At 72.6% G+C, this 16,270-nt stretch carries 4 protein-coding genes; 2 read left to right on the top strand and 2 right to left on the bottom strand.

What is annotated here, in order from left to right:
- The first annotated feature begins 150 nt into the window (after nucleotides 1–150).
- Complete coding sequence (locus UAJ10_RS06190; protein WP_322914509.1) at nucleotides 151–1,440, top strand: MFS transporter; 1,290 nt, start codon at nucleotides 151–153, stop codon at nucleotides 1,438–1,440.
- Nucleotides 1,441–1,479: 39 nt separating this feature from the next.
- Here UAJ10_RS06190 and UAJ10_RS06185 read toward each other — a convergent pair whose 3' ends face one another.
- Complete coding sequence (locus UAJ10_RS06185; protein WP_322914508.1) at nucleotides 1,480–1,719, bottom strand: hypothetical protein; 240 nt, start codon at nucleotides 1,717–1,719, stop codon at nucleotides 1,480–1,482.
- 274 nt (nucleotides 1,720–1,993) lie between these two features.
- On the bottom strand, nucleotides 1,994–2,209 hold the full coding sequence (locus UAJ10_RS06180) for a hypothetical protein (RefSeq protein ID WP_322915023.1): 216 nt from the start codon (nucleotides 2,207–2,209) through the stop codon (nucleotides 1,994–1,996).
- On the opposite strand from UAJ10_RS06180, the gene UAJ10_RS06175 reads away from it, so the two are divergent.
- The coding region (locus tag UAJ10_RS06175; RefSeq protein ID WP_322915010.1) for a non-ribosomal peptide synthetase at nucleotides 2,108–16,270 on the top strand (14,163 nt) is incomplete at its 3' end. The two genes, UAJ10_RS06180 and UAJ10_RS06175, sit on opposite strands and share 102 nt — an antisense overlap.

Here is a 16,270-nt window from a genome sequence, read left to right as displayed (position 1 = left end):
CCGGTTGAAACATGTCGCGCATTCGGGGTGGATTCAATCCCGAAGTGCGACATTCAAGGCCCGATGGTTTCCGTCCTGGAGTGCGGACACCAAGGCCGTTACCTTGGCACGGGATCGGTGCGGCATGGATCGGCGACAAGGGAGAGCCTGGTGGATGAGCTGAAGCCCCTGCCCGAGGCGCATCCAACCGTTTCCCGGCGCTCGATGGCGATCGCGGCGTTCTCCACGGTGGTGGAATGGTACGACTTCACGCTCTACCTCTATTTCGCGCCGACCGTCGCCCGCATCTTTTTTGGGGATGACAAGGGGTCGCTGATCACCGCGCTGGCGGGGTTCGCCATTGCCTATTTGCTGCGGCCGCTGGGGGCCGTGGCGTTCGGCCATGTCGGCGACCGTCTGGGGCGTAGACGCATGATGCTGCTGTCCATGGCCATGATGAGCCTGGCGATGGTGGCCACGGCCCTGCTGCCGACCCACACGGCCATCGGTGCCGCCGCCGGGTGGCTGCTGCTGTTGCTGCGCTGTGTCATGAGTTTTTCCGTGGGTGGGGAATATACCGGCGTCGTCGCTTACCTGCTGGAGGGGGCCAAGCCGCGCCGGCGGGGTCTGGTCACCTCCTGCGCCTCGGCGGCCAGCGAGGTGGGCGGGCTGTTGGCTGTCGGCGTGTCCGCGGTGACCGTGCACCTATTGGATGCAACGGATCTCGCCGCCTGGGGCTGGCGCGTCCCTTTCCTGGTGGGGGCGGGGCTGGCGGGTGGTGTTTGGGTGGCGCGGTCGGCCATGGAGGAGTCGCCGGATTTCGAGCGGCAGGCGGCGGCCGGGGCGGCGCCGGTCCGGCCGCTGGCCTACGCCCTCACCCACCATCGCGCGGGCATCTTCCGGTCGTTCGCCATCTCCGCCCTGGGGTCGATCACCTATTATATCGGCATCACCTATGTTCCGGCCTTCCTCACCTCCACAGGATCCTTGAGTGAAGATGTGTCGCTGTGGCTGTCCACCATCGCCGCGGTGGTGGTCATCGCCGTGACGCCGGTCGTCGGCTTGCTGTCGGACCGCCTGGGCCGCAGGCCCGTGCTGATCGGCCTCACCCTGGGAAGCGCGCTGTTGCCGGCGCCCCTGTTCTGGCTGATGGCCAGCGGGTCCGTAAGCCGGGCCCTGGTCGGGGCCATTCTGCTGGCGGCCGTGGCGGGCGGTGTCAGCGCGGTGGGCGCCGTGGCGACGGCCGAGCAGTTTCCTGGCGAAGGGCGGCTGACGGGCCTGGCGCTGGGGGCCACAGGGGCCACGGCCTTGTTCGGCGGGCTGACGCCTTTCATCGCCCACGCGCTGGTGAGCCGCACAGCCTGGCTTTTTGTTCCCGGCGTCATGATCGCCTTGGTCGCCCTGCTTGTGCTGCCCGTCCTCACGCGGATGCGGGAAACAGCACCCGGCCGCGGTGCCTGAACGCCAGGCCGACAGCCCCGCCTTCCGCTTCTTTCCTTACTACACGCCGTGGTTGCCGCCTATATCCCGTTCGGCGCGCGCCCGCACGAAAGGCTTAAGATGCGTCGAGGCGATTGGATACAACGTGCCAGGGAAATAATCCTTGTGATGTTCCGCGCACCGCACTATACCCATGCCACCCATTAGTGCGGGCATGGACGCCACGTTAATGCAACTTTTATGAACTTGGTTGGTGACGAAGCCGACATACTGCTCCGTGTTGCCGACTTTGCGTTCCATGGGCAAAACATCAAGGTTTATTTATATAAATGCCTTAATACAGTCATGGAAGACCAACATATTTCAGAAAATCAATAGCATAAACCAACTCACCAATTAGAATATCGACTACATGGTGCGTGCTAATTTTTGAATCCAATCGAACGATGGGACCTTAGTCGGCCATTATGGGTGGTATCTTTTGCCACATCTATCTGTTTATCTGAAATTCACCGATGGTGCTTCTATGCCCGGGTCTGTTCTAGGCGCCAAAGCCATCAGAAACATCGGCCTGTCACCGATGATGGAGCCTGCGCGCGACCTTCAGGATTTTGTCGCCATCGATCAGGCCTTTGATCACCATGCTCAAAGCCGTCCGCACCATCCGGCGATTCTGACGGACGGCGGCATCCAGACCGCCGCCGATATCAACCGCAAGGCGAACGTCCTGGCCGCCCTCCTGGCCGACCGCGGCGTGGCGCCGGGCGAGGCGGTCGGTGTATTTGTGCACCGTTCCGCACAACTTCCGTTTGTGTTCCTGGCCATCCAGCGCGTGGGCGCCGTCTATGTGCCACTGGCCGCGGACCATCCGCCCGCCCGCCTGCTGGCCATGGTGGAGGACGCGGCCATCCGTTTCATCGTGGCCCTGGACGGTTCGGTGCCGCCGGTGGAGGTCATGGACCGCTTGGCTGGGCTGGCCGGCGGATTGATCGATCCGATCACGGTCCTGGCCACCGAAGCCCTCGACGCCGCCCCCACGCCCCGTCCGGGGCGAACGGCTGACGACATCGCCGCCATCCTGTTCACCTCCGGCTCGACCGGCCGGCCCAAGGGTGTGCTGATCCGCCACGGGGGCATCGCCCATATGGCGCGCGGCCACGCCCAGGCGCAGGGGTTCCACCGCGATGACCGTTTCCTGTTGTCCAGCGCGCCGGGCTTCATCCTGGGCTTTCGCGAGCTGTGCCTACCCTTGTACTTGGGCGCCGCCCAGGTGCCGGCCACCCGCGCCCTGCTGGACGATCCCGCCGCCCTGCTGGCGTTGATGGAACGCCACGCGGTCAGCGTAGCCTCGTTCACCCCATCCTACCTGCGGCTGCTGGACGGGCGCGTGCCCGCCGGCCTGCGCTGCCTGATGACGGCGGGGGAGCGGCCCAACGTCGCCGACGCCCTGCACTACGGCGCCCGCGTCGCCTACTGGAACATGCACGGCGCGACCGAGGTGTGCGGCACCATCTGCCTGTTGCGCGTGACGCCGGAGGGCTGGGCCGATGCCGACCGCCTGCCCAGCGGCCGTCCCTTCCCCGGCGTGCGGGTGCTCGTCCTGGATGGCGAGGGCGCCCCGGTGCCGGCGGGTGAGGTGGGCGAGATCCATGTCCTGGGTGAGGGACTGTCGCCCGGCTATCTGAACCAGCCCGACCTGACCGCGCGCACCTTCGTCGACACCGCTTTCGGCCGGGCGTACCGCACCGGCGACATGGGCCGCTGGCGCGAGGATGGCCTGCTGGAGGCGCTGGGCCGCCGCGACGACATGGTCAAGGTCTCCGGCCAAGCCGTGGCTTTGGCGGAGATCGAACGCGCGCTGGCCCGCCACCCCGACGTTTCCCATGCCAGCGTCGTGCTGGTGGACGGCGGCCTGGTGGGGTTCGTGGCCGGCACGGTGTCGCCCGGCATCGACTGGACGGCCTATCTGGCGACCCTGCTGCCGGCCTACATGGTGCCGGCGCGGGTCATCGCCCTGCCCCGTCTGCCCACCAGCAGCGCCGGCAAGATCGATCGCCAGGCCTTGCTGACGCTGGCCCGCGACCAGCGCGCGGCCCGTGTCGCGACGCCCGAAACCCTGCCGCAAGGGGATGTGGAACAGGCTGTGGCCGCCGCCTGGCAGGCGGTGCTGGGCCCAGGCCTGATCCTGCGCGACGACAATTTCTTCAGCCTGGGTGGGACCAGCCTGCGCGCCATCGAGGTGGCCTTGCGTCTGCAGGCCCTGGGTCACGCGGCCACGGTCCAGGACGTGCTGTCCACCCTGACGGTGCGCACCCTGGCGACCCATCTGGCGGCCGGGGGGGCCGCCCCCGACGAGGACGGCGCGGGCGACGAAGGCCCCGCCACCGCGGGCCAGGCCGATTTCTGGCTGGCCCACCGCCTGGGCCTGGCCGGGGTGGGCCACCATGTGGTCCGGGTGTTGGAACAGGCGGCGGGTCAAGCCACGGTTGAGGACTGGTGGGTCGCCTGGCGCGGCCTGGTCGCCGATCACCCCGCCCTGCGCACCGCCTTCCGGGAGCAGGCCGACGGCGCCGTCCACTGGCACACCGTGGCTGATTTGGCGGTGCCGGATCCGTTGCTCCGGGACTGCGCCGACGAGGGGGAGGCACGGGACCGGCTGGCCGCCGCCGTCGCCGAGCCTTTCGACCTGACCCAGGCGCCGCTGGCGCGCGCCGGCCTCATCCGCCTGCCCGCCAACGGGGGACGCCTGCTGTTCTGGGTGGTGGCGCACCATGCGGTGGTGGATGGCCTGGCCATGGGCCATTTGCAGGACAATCTGGCCCGCCGCCTGCGGGGTGATGCCGCTGGCCCGGCCGCGCACGGCATCCGCGCCGCCACGATGGCCGAGGCGCGCTACCTCGCCTCTGCCGCGCGCGAGGCGGATCAGCGCTATTGGCAGGACCAGTTGGACGCGGCGGCGGCCGGTGCGGATGACGTTCTGGCGGATCTCGCCACCGATTACAGCCGCCCCGCCACGCCCCAATTGGCGCCGGCCGCCCCCCGCCACGCCGTCATCCCCGCCGCCACGGCCCGGGTCCTGGCCCGGCTGGCCCGCCAGGCGGGAACCGGCCTGCACGGCCTGCTGCTGGCCCTGCTGGGGTGGGAGACGCAACGGCGCAGCGGCCGGCCGCGCGTCATCATCGGCAGCGGCTTTTCCATCCGCCCCTCAGGCGCCGAGGCCGCCATCGGCCATTACGTCAACGTGCTGCCCCTGGTGCTGGATAAGGCGGACGACACCCTGGCCGGCCGGCTGGCGCACAGTCGCGACACGTTGCGCGCCGCCCTGGGCCACGCCCGCTATCCCGGCAGCTGGATCGCGCGGGAGTTTCAGCAGCGGTGGCCCGGCCGGCGCGCGGCGGAACGTCCCGGCCTGTTCGACATCACCCTGACGGCCAACCCGCCGCCGCTCTCGGAGGGAGGGGCGCACGGCCTGCGCCGCCATCCCCTGCCTGGCCTGGGCCTGCCGCCGTTGGCCGGCGTGGACCTGGCCTTCAGCTATGAATGGGCCGAGACGGCCGATAACCAGGCCGGCGAGGATCTGCGCCTGGTCCTGCACTGGAATCCCGACGTCTACGCCGCCACGACAGCGCAAGCCTGGCTGGACAGCCTGGTGGCCTGGGCGGAATGGCTGGCGGCTGATCCGGACCGGCTGCGCCAGACGCCCCCCGCCCTGCTGGCGCACGAGGCGGCGGTGCTGGCGGCGTGGGAGGCTGGCCCCACCGTGGAGCGGCCGGCCGTCGGCGCCCAGGCCCTGTTCGAGGATTGGGCCCGGCGCCAGCCGGACGCCGCGGCCGTGCTGACCCTGGAGGAAACCCGGAGCTACGCCGACCTGGACGCCGCCGCCAACGGCGTCGCCAACCGCCTGCTGGCCCAGGACCTGGGGCCGGACCGTGTCGTCGCCGTCCTGACCGATTGCGCGCCGGCCCTGCCGGCGGTCATTCTCGGCATCTGGAAGGCGGGGGCCGTGTACCTGCCCTTGGCCGCCGACCTGCCCGTCGAGCGCTTGGCCTACATGGCATCCGATGCGGGCGCCAAGGTGCTGATCACCGTTCCCTCGGGGGACGGACAGGCACCGCCGCCAGCGCTGCTGACGGGCCTCGGCCCGGTGCTGGATGCGGGCACCCTGCCCCCCGCCAGGACCGTGGACCATGCCGGCGCCGGACCGGACGACGTGGCCTACATCATCTACACCTCGGGCACCACCGGCCGGCCCAAGGGTGTCGCCGTCACCCATCGCGGCTACGTCAACACCATCCTGTCCCACGCCGGCACCGTGGGTCTGACAGCCGCCGACCGCACCAGCCTGGTGGCGACGCCGGGCTTCGACGCCAGCCCCTGGGAACTGGGTATGGCGCTGCTGAACGGCGGCGGCCTGGCGCCCATCGGCCCAGCGCTGCGTGACGATCCCTGGGCGCTGAAGCGCCATTACACCCGCCTGGGCGTCACCTGCGCCTTCCACGCCCCCTCATACCTGCGGGTCAGCGCCGAGACGCCGTTCCAGGGTCTGCGCATCCTGAACACCGGCGGCGAGGCGCCGCGCCACAGCGACGCCGCCCGGCATGGCCCCCCCATCGCCTTCTGGAACGCCTATGGGCCGACCGAGACCGCCATCATCGTCACCATCGGCCTGGTGGAGGGCGACGCCGACCCCCGCCGCCCGCTGTCCATCGGCCGCCCCCTGGCCAACACCCGCGTCAGCCTGCGCCGTGCCGACGGCACACCCGTGCCGCCGGGTGAGGTGGGCGAGCTATGGCTGGCCGGCGCCGGCGTGGCCCGGGGCTACCTCAACAATCCCGAGCTGACGGCCGACCGTTTCGTCATGACGGCCGAGGGCCGGGCCTACCGCAGCGGCGACCTGGGCCGCTGGACGGCCGATGGTCGCCTGGAACTGCTGGGCCGCATGGACCAGCAGGTGAAGCTGCACGGCCAGCGGGTGGAACTGGGCGAGATCGAGGCGGCCCTGTTGGCCCATCCGGCGATGCACCAGGCCGCGGTCCTGGTCTCCACCGATGCCGGGCACGTGGCCCTGCGCGCCTTCCTGGTGGCGAAGAACGATCAGGCCCTGCCCACCCGCGACGGGTGGCAGGCCTGGCTGGCCCCCCGCCTGCCGGCGCACATGATCCCGGCCAGCTATACGCCCGTGGCCGCCATTCCCACCACACCCAGCGGCAAGGTCGACGCCCGCGCCCTGCTGGCGTTGGCACCGCCCCTGGAAGAAGGGGCGCGCACCCCGCCGGCGACCGCGCTGGAGCAATCGGTGGCCGGCGTCTGGACCGCGCTGTTGGGGCCGGGCCTGAGCGAGCGTGAGCCGCGCGTGGCGCGGGAGGACAACTTTTTCGCCCTGGGCGGCAACAGCCTGCTGGCCGTCACCATGGCGCACCAGCTGGCGCAGGCCCTGGGCCGCCCCGTGCCGGCGCGCGACCTGTTCATCGCCCCCACCCTCGCCCAATTCGCGGCCCACCTGGCGGCAGCGGAGACCGTCGCGGACGGCGCCACGATTGCCGACGGGGGCGCCGACGGGAACGCCGATGCGGACCCCACCCTGGCCACGCTGGGCGAACGGGAGTTTTGGCTGGCGGAAGCCGCCGGCCTCGACACCGGGCATTTCACCATGCCCCTGATCCGCCGCGTAGTGGGGCCGCTGCCGGACGCGGCGCGCTGGAACGCGGCCTGGCAGGCGCTGGTGGCCCGGCACGCGGCCCTGCGCACCACCTTCGCCACCGACGCGGACGGCACCGTGCGCCGGCATGTGACGGCCCCCCGGGACGCTGCGGTCGCGAAACTGGAATTCACCGCGGTCGGCGACCGCGCCGCCGCCCTGGCCCATATCCGCGACCGGCAGTGCGCGCCGCTGTCCCTGCGCCTGGCGCCGCTGTACCGCGCCGGCGTCGTGACGATCGCCGAGGGGGACACCCTTTTCTGGCTGGCCCTGCACCATGCGGCGGGCGACGGCGCCTCGCTGGAGGTGCTGATGCGGGACCTGGCCGCGCTGCTGCGCGGGGATGAGATCCCGGCCCCCGCCGTGGATGCCGTGGCGTTGGCCCGGCAGGAGGCGGCCTATCTGGCCGGCCCCGACGCCGCCCGCGATGCCCAGGCCTGGGGCGACATCCTGCGGGCCCTGCCCGACGCGGCGTTCGAAGAGTGGCCCCTGGATCACCCCCGCCGCCTGGACGCGTCGGCCCGCAGCCACCGGCTGGAGGCGGTGTTGCCCGCTCAACAGACCGACGCCTTGCGCCGCCTGGCCCGCCGGGGTCAGGGCAGCCTGCACGCGCTGATGCTGACGCTCTTGGGTTCGGAAGTGTTCCGCCGCACCGGTCGCCGTGATTTCCTGATCGGCAGCACCGTGTCCCTGCGCGAGGACGCGGCGGTGGCGGAAGCCGTGGGCTACGCCGTGACGCTGGTGCCGGTCGCCTTCAATCTGGCGGACGACCAGGCTCTCGCCAACCGTTTTGATACCGTAAGGAATGAGCTGGCCCGGGCACTGCACCATGCCCGCTACCCCTTCGCCCGACTGTGCCACGATCTGTGGCGCGAGCGCCCGGCCCTGCGCGACCCCGCCCGCTTCCCCCTGTTCGACATCGTCGTGACCGAGACGCCGGAGTTGCCCGGCGCGCACCGCGCAGACCTGGCCGGCACCCGTCTGGCGCGGCTGAGCGGCGCCGAGGCCGGCGGCATCCACTATGAACTGGCGCCGCATGGGGCCGGCCAGGACATGGCGCTGTCGCATGAGGCTCTACCCGATGGTGGCCTGGTGCTGAAGTGGCAGATGAACGCTGCCATCTATGATGTTGATACGGCACACCATTGGCTGAAGGGCCTGTTGGACTTGGCCGCCTGGCTGGCGGATCAGCCGGCCATGGACGGTGCCGTGCCTTCCGCGCTGCCGTCCGAGCAGGCGCTGCTGGCGCGCTGGCAGGCCGGCCCCGTCGTCTTCCGGCCCGATGCCCGCCCGGTCGACCTGATCGCCGCGCAGGCGGCCGCCCGGCCGGAGCATCCGGCCTTGATCCTGGCGGGTGGGGGCGAGGTTTCCTACGCCACACTGCTGGGTCGCGCCAACCGGGTGGCGCGCGGCCTGGTGGCCCAGGGCGTGGCGCCGGGCGCGGTGGTGGCCGTCGTCACGCCGCGCGGTGCCGTCGACCTGCCGGCGACGCTTTTGGCCCTTTGGCTGGCCGGCGCGGTCTATCTGCCCCTGGCCGCCGACCTGCCGGCTGACCGGCGGACGTTCATGATCCGCGACGCGGACGCGACCCATGTCCTGGACTTGACGGCCGATGGGCTGGCGACCGTGGAGCGGGCGGCCCGGGACGACATCGCCCTGCCGCGGGGGCGGTCCACCGACACCGCCTACATCCTCTACACCTCCGGTTCCACCGGCCTGCCCAAGGGCGTGCGGGTGGGTCATGCCGCCCTGCTGAACACCCTGCTGGGCGTGGGCGAGGACTATGGCCTGACCGCCGACGACCGCACGCTGATGTTCGCGTCCCCGGCGTTCGACGTGTCCCTGTCCGACATCGGCCTGCCGCTGGTCTTCGGCGCCACCCTTTGCCTGGCGACGGCGGAAGTCATCGAGCGGCCGGCGGCGCTGCTGGACCTGATCCGCGACCGGGGCGTCACGGTCGCCGATCTGACGCCCACCTACCTGCGCCTGCTGGATGGCGCCCTACCCGACGGCGTGCGCATCCTGGTGACGGGCGGCGAGGCGCCGCTGGCTGGCGACGTGACGCGTTACGGTGGCCGCCTACGCTACGTCAACGCCTACGGCCCCACGGAAAACGCCATCACCAGCACCATGGGCGCCCTACCCCTGGCGGGGCTGGACGGCGTGCTCGCCACCGGCCGCCCCCTGCCCAACACCCTGGCGGAAATCCGCGACGGCGACGGCGCCCTGGCGGCCCCCGGCGCCGTGGGCGAAATCTGGCTGGGCGGCCTGAACCTGGCCGAGGGCTATCTCAACCGGCCCGACCTGACCGCCGCCGCCTTCATCGGTGAGGGCGGACAGCGGCGTTACTGCACCGGCGATCTGGGCCGCTGGCGTGGCGGCCATGATGGCGGCCTGCCGGTGCTGGAGGTGCTGGGCCGGCGCGACCATCAGGTCAAGCTGAACGGCATCCGCATCGAGTTGGGGGAGATCGAGGCGGCGCTGGAGGCCCACCCCGCCGTGGCCCAGGCCGTGGTGACGCTGGAGGCCGCCCCCCATGGCGACCCCAACGGCGAACCCGGCCGCAAGAGCCTGTGGGCCTTCGTCCGACCGCAGGCCGATGGCGCGCCGGAATGGCTGGCCGGGGGCTGGCGCGAGACGCTGGCCGGCCGGTTGCCCGCCTATATGATCCCGGCGGCCCTGGTGGTGGTGGATGCCATCCCCATGACCCCGTCCGGCAAGGTCGACCGCGCGGCCTTGCGCGCCCTGCTGGCGCTGTCGGGCGCGCAAGCTGTCGCCGGTCCGGTCGGTGGCCCGCCGCAGGGCCCGGTGGAGGAACGCGTCGCGGCGGTTTGGCGGGAGGTGCTGGGCTGCGGCCCCGTGGGGCGCGAGGACGACTTCTTCCGCCTGGGCGGGCACAGCCTGCTGGCCATCGCCGTGTCGCACCAGTTGGAAAAGGCCTTCGGCCACCCCGTGCCGGCGCGCGAGCTGTTCAGCGATCCCACCCTGCGCGGCTTCGCCCGCCGCGTGGCCCAGCTGGGCCAGGGCGAGGCGCTGGTGGTTGGTGACGGCAGCGACCGCGCCACGGAAGGCCAGCGGGAGTTCTGGGTGGCGGAGGGCGCCGGGCTGGACACGCGCGCCTTCACCATGGCGCTGGCCCTGACGGTCACGGGCGCCGTGCCGGATGACGCCGCCTGGCGCCGTGCCTGGACGGCCCTGGTCCGCCGCCATGACGCCCTGCGCTGCCACTTCGAAGAGGCCGGTGAGGACGGTCTGCGCCGCCCGGTGCTGGACGCGGACGCCGCCGGGACGCTGGTCGACAGCCACTTCCGGATCGAAACGGCGGCCGACGCCGGCGCGGCGCTGGCCCAGGCGCGCGCCCATGCCGCCACGGCCATCCCGCTCAGCCAGCCGCCGCTGTGGCGGGCGGGCCTGGTGCGGACGCCGGACCAGGCCGTGTTCTGGCTGGGCCTGCACCACGCCGTGGGCGATGGCCTGTCGCTGGCCGTGTTGATCGAGGACCTGACCACCCTGCTGCGCGGGGAAACGCCGCAGCCGCTGACCGGCACCCTGGCCCGGTCGACGGCGCGGGAAGAGGCTTACCTGACCAGCCCGGCGGCCGATGCCGACGCCGCCTATTGGCGTGACACGCTGGACCATCTGGTGGCCAGCCCGGCGCCGGAGGGCAACGGCCCCTTCGACGAATGGCCGCTGGACGCGCCGCGCCCGCTGGGCCGCGGTGGCCAGGCCGCGAAGGGCAGCCACAGCCTGCGTCTATGTCTGGACGCCGACACCGCCGCCGGCCTGCGCCGCATCGCCCGGGGTCAGGGCGCCAGCCTGCACGCCCTGATGCTGGCCCTGATGGCCATCGAGGTGCGACGCCGCACCGGCCGGGCCCACTTCACCCTGGGCACCGCCGCCTCCACCCGCGAGACGGCGGACGAGGCCCGGGTGGTGGGCTATTACCTGAACATGCTGCCCCTGGCCTGCCATCTGCCAGAGGGCAATACGCTGGCCGACGTCCTGGCCGGGGTGCAGCAGTCGCTGGCCGACGGCCTCGCCCACTCCCGCTACCCCACCGCCCGCATCCTGGCCGACTTCCGTGACCAATACCCCGACCTGGTCCAGCCGGGGCGCTTCCCCCTGTTCGACATCGCGGTGACCGAGAACCCGGGCGATATGGGCGGCGACGCCGGCCATGGCGCCGCCTGGCGTTTCGTGCCACAGCAGCTCCCGGCCATCGGGGCGCTGGACTATCGCCTGACCACCAACGCCCCGGCCCAGGACATGGTGCTGGCCCACGAAGCCCGGGCCGACGGCGGCCACGCGCTGCAGCTGTTCGTCAACGCCACCGTTTACGGCCGGGACACGGCGGAGAGGTGGGCGCTGTCGCTGGCGGCCCTGGCCCGGCATGTGGCGCGCGGGGCCGCCGACCAGCCCATGCCCACCCTGTTGCCGGATGAGGCCGCCCAGCTGGCGCTGTGGGAACATGGGCCCGCGCTGACCCCGCCCACGGCCCGCTTCGACCGCCTGTTCCAGGACCTGGCCCGGGCCCAGCCGGACGCCCCGGCCCTCGTCACCGCCGCCGGCGTACGCAGCTATGCCGAGGTCGATGCCGAGATCGGCGCCCTGGCCGCCGCCCTGCGCCGGCAGGGCCTGCGCCGGGGCCAGGTGGTGGGCATCCTGACCGACCGGTCCCCCGCACTGCCCGCCGCCGTGCTGGCGGTCTGGCGGGCCGGCGGCTGCTATGTGCCCCTGACCAGCGACCTGCCGGGCGACCGCCTGGCCTTCATCGCCCAGGACGCCGGTGCTGCCCTGATCCTGGCGCTGGACGGCCACACCCCGCCCGATGCCCTGGTCGCCCTGGGCCTGCCCCTGCTGCGGCCCGAGGGAGTGCGGGAGGCCGCCGCCCTGGCGGACGAGCCCCTGCCCGAGGATGTGGGCGCCGATCCCGCCTACATCCTCTACACCTCCGGCTCCACCGGCACGCCCAAGGGGGTGGTCATCACCCATGCCGGCCTGATGAACCTGGCCGTGGGCCTGGGTGAGCGCTTCGCCCTGACGCCGCGAGACCGGGTGCTGACCCTGGCCTCCCCCACCTTCGACCTGTGGATCTCGGATGTGGTGATGGCCTGGGCGGCCGGCGCCGCCCTGTCTCCCTTGACCCGGGCCGAGATGGACGACATCGCGGCGATGCCGGGCCTGATCGCCGGCCGGGGCATCACCGTCGCCGCCATGGCGCCGTCATACCTGCGCCTGTTCGAGCGGGCGGCGCTGCCGCCCCTGCGCATCCTGATGACGGTGGGGGAGGCGCCCATCGCGGCCGACGCCCGCCACTATGCCGGCCGCCTGGCCTGCTACAACGGCTACGGCCCCACGGAGAACACGGCCGCCACCACCATCGGCCGTATCGATGCCGACGCGCCACGCCTGACGGCCGGCCGGCCCCTGGCCAACATCCGCGTCATGATCCTGGACGCCCAGGGCCGCCAGGTTCCGCCCGGCGCCATCGGCGAGATCTGGGTGGCCGGCGCCAGCCTGGCCCGGGGCTACCTCAACCGGCCCGACCTGACCAAACGCGCCTTCCCCACCACGGCGAACGAACGGCGCTATCGCACCGGCGACCTGGGCCGCTGGACGGCCGGGGGCGAGCTGCTGGTGCTGGGCCGCACCGACGGCCAGGTGAAGCTACGCGGCCAGCGGGTGGAGCTGGGCGAGATCGCCGCCGCCATCGAGGCGCAACCGGGCGTGCGCCAGGCCGTGGTGCTGGTGCACAAGGATGCCGCCGGCAACCAGGCGCTCTACGCCTTCGCCACCGGCACCGGCCTGCCGGACACCACCGCCTGGCGCGAGGCCCTGGGCCAGCGCCTGCCCAGCTACATGCTGCCCGCCGCCGTCATCCCGGTGGAGAGCATCCCCACCACCCTGGCCGGCAAGGTCGACCAGGCCAGCCTCCGCGCCCGCATCGACGAATACCGCCTGCGGCAGGACGGCGCGCACCGTGCCACCACTCCACCCCAAGGCCCGGTGGAGGAACGCATCGCGGCGGTTTGGCGGGAGGTGCTGGGCTGTGGCCCCGTGGGGCGCGAGGACGACTTCTTCCGCCTGGGCGGGCACAGCCTGCTGGCCATCGCCGTATCGCACCAGTTGGAGAAGGCCTTCGGCCATCCCGTGCCGGCGCGCGAGCTGTTCAGCGATCCCTCCCTGCGCGGCTTCGCCCGCCGCGTGGCCCAACTGGGCCAGGGCGAGGCGCTGGTGGTCGGTGACGGCAGCGACCGCGCCACCGAAGGCCAGCGGGAGTTCTGGGTGGCGGAGGGCGCCGGGCTGGACACGCGCGCCTTCACCATGGCGCTGGCCCTGACGGTCACGGGCGCCGTGCCGGATGACGCCGCCTGGCGCCGTGCCTGGACCGCCCTGGTCCGCCGCCATGACGCCCTGCGCTGCCACTTCGAAGAGGCCGGTGAGGACGGTCTGCGCCGCCCGGTGCTGGACGCGGACGCCGCCGGGGCGCTGGTCGACAGTCACTTCCTGGTCGAGACGGCGGCCGATGCCGGCGCGGCGCTGGCCCAGGCGCGCGCCCATGCCGCCACGGCCATCCCGCTCAGCCAGCCGCCGCTGTGGCGGGCGGGCCTGGTGCGGGCGCCGGACCAGGCGGTGTTCTGGCTGGGCCTGCACCACGCCGTGGGTGACGGCCTGTCGCTGGCCGTGTTGATCGAGGACCTGACCGCCCTGCTGCGCGGGGAAACGCCGCAGCCGCTGTCCGGCACCCTGGCCCGGTCAACGGCGCGGGAAGAGGCTTACCTGGCCAGCCCGGCGGCCGATGCCGACGCCGCCTATTGGCGTGACACGCTGGACCATCTGGTGGCCAGCCCGGCGCCGGAGGGCAACGGCCCCTTCGACGAATGGCCGCTGGACGCGCCGCGCCCGCTGGGCCGCGGTGGCCAGGCCGCGAAGGGCAGCCACAGCCTGCGCCTGTGCCTGGATGCCGACACCACCGCCGGCCTGCGCCGCATCGCCCAGGGCCAGGGCGCCAGCCTGCATGCCCTGATGCTGGCGCTGATGGCGATCGAGGTGCGGCGGCGCACCGGCCGGGCCCGCTTCACCCTGGGCACCGCCGCCTCCACCCGTGAGACGGCGGACGAGGCCCGGGTGGTGGGCTATTACCTGAACATGCTGCCCCTGGCCTGCCATCTGCCAGAGGGCGACACCCTGGCCGACACGCTGGCCGACGTCCTGGCCGGGGTGCAGCAGTCGCTGGCCGATGGCCTCGGCCACTCCCGCTACCCCATCGCCCGCATGCTGGCGGATTTCCGCCACCGGCATCCCACGCTGGTCCAGCCTGGCCGCCACCCGCTGTACAACCTGCTGGTCAGCGAGACGCCGATGGCGGCGGGAAGCGGTGGGGATGCGGACTGGGCGCTGACGACGACGACGGTCGCCATCCCCGAACGCCCCACCTATCGCCTGAGCCCCCTGGCCGCCGCGCATGACATGGCCCTGACGCACGAGGCTTTGGCCGATGGCCGCCTGGTGCTGCAATGGGTGGTGGATGCGGAGCTATATGACAGCGAAACGGTGGAGACCTGGGCGCTGTCGCTGGCGGCCCTGGCCCGCCACGTGGCGCAAGGGAGCGCCGACCAGCCCCTGCCCACCCTGCTGCCGGATGAGGCCGCCCAGGTGGCGCTGTGGGAACACGGGCCCGCGCTGACGCCGGCGGCGGCCCGCTTCGATCGCCTGTTCCAGGACCTGGCGCGGTCCCAGCCCGGCGCCCCCGCCCTGGTCACGGCCGCCGGTGTCCGCGGCTACGCCGAGGTCGATGCCGAGATCGGCGCCCTGGCCGCGGCCCTGCGCCGGCAGGGCCTGCGCCGGGGCCAGGTGGTGGGCATCCTGACCGACCGGTCCCCCGCACTGCCCGCCGCCGTGCTGGCGGTATGGCGGGCCGGCGGCTGCTATGTGCCCCTGACCAGCGACCTGCCGGGCGACCGGCTGGCCTTCATCGCCCAGGACGCCGGTGCCCGGATGATCCTGGCGCTGGACGGCCACACCCCGCCGGAGGCCCTGGCCACCCTGGGCCTGCCCCTGCTGCGGCCGGGGGATGTCCGCGATGCCGCCCTGGCGGCGGAGGCCTTGCCCGAGGATGTCGGCGCGGATGCCGCCTACATCCTCTACACCTCCGGTTCCACCGGCACGCCCAAGGGGGTGGTCATCACCCATGCCGGCCTGATGAACCTGGCCGTGGGCCTGGGTGAGCGCTTCGCCCTGACGCCGCGAGACCGGGTGCTGACCCTGGCCTCCCCCACCTTCGACCTGTGGATCTCGGATGTGGTGATGGCCTGGGCGGCGGGTGCCGCCCTGTCCCCGTTGACGCGGGCCGAGATGGACGACATCGCGGCGATGCCGGGCCTGATCGCCGGCCGGGGCATCACCGTCGCCGCCATGGCGCCCTCATACCTGCGCCTGTTCGAGCGGGCGGCGCTGCCGCCCCTGCGCATCCTGATGACGGTGGGGGAGGCGCCCATCGCGGCCGACGCCCGCCACTATGCCCGCAGCCTGGCCTGCTACAACGGCTACGGCCCCACGGAGAACACGGCCGCCACCACCATCGGCCGTATCGATGCCGACGCGCCACGCCTGACGGCCGGCCGGCCCCTGCCCAACGTGCGCGTCATGATCCTGGACGCCCAGGGCCGGCAGGTTCCGCCCGGCGCCATCGGCGAGATCTGGGTGGCCGGCGCCAGCCTGGCCCGGGGCTACCTCAACCGGCCCGACCTGACCAAGCGCGCCTTCCCCACCACGGCGAACGAACGGCGCTATCGCACCGGCGACCTGGGCCGCTGGACGGCCGGGGGTGAGCTGCTGGTGCTGGGCCGCACCGACGGCCAGGTGAAGCTGCGCGGCCAGCGGGTGGAGTTGGGCGAGATCGCCGCCGCCATCGAGGCGCAGCCGGGCGTGCGCCAGGCCGTGGTGCTGGTGCACAAGGATGCCGCCGGCAACCAGGCGCTCTACGCCTTCGCCACCGGCGCCGGCCTGCCGGACACTACCGCCTGGCGCGAGGCCCTGGCCCAGCGCCTGCCCAGCTACATGTTGCCCGCCGCCGTCATCCCGGTGGAGAACATCCCCACCACCCTGGCCGGCAAGGTCGACCAGGCCAGCCTCCGCGCCCGCATCGACGAC

The organism is Nitrospirillum guaranorum (assembly GCF_034653275.1).
Classification (GTDB): domain Bacteria; phylum Pseudomonadota; class Alphaproteobacteria; order Azospirillales; family Azospirillaceae; genus Nitrospirillum.
Note: the sequence above shows the minus strand (reverse complement) of the source record. Positions and strands in the feature narration are given on the sequence as shown.

Coding starts and splice junctions, on each gene's coding strand:
- UAJ10_RS06185 (WP_322914508.1), bottom strand. CDS start 1,719: ATGGAACGCAAAGTCGGCAACACGGAGCAGTATGTCGGCTTCGTCACC.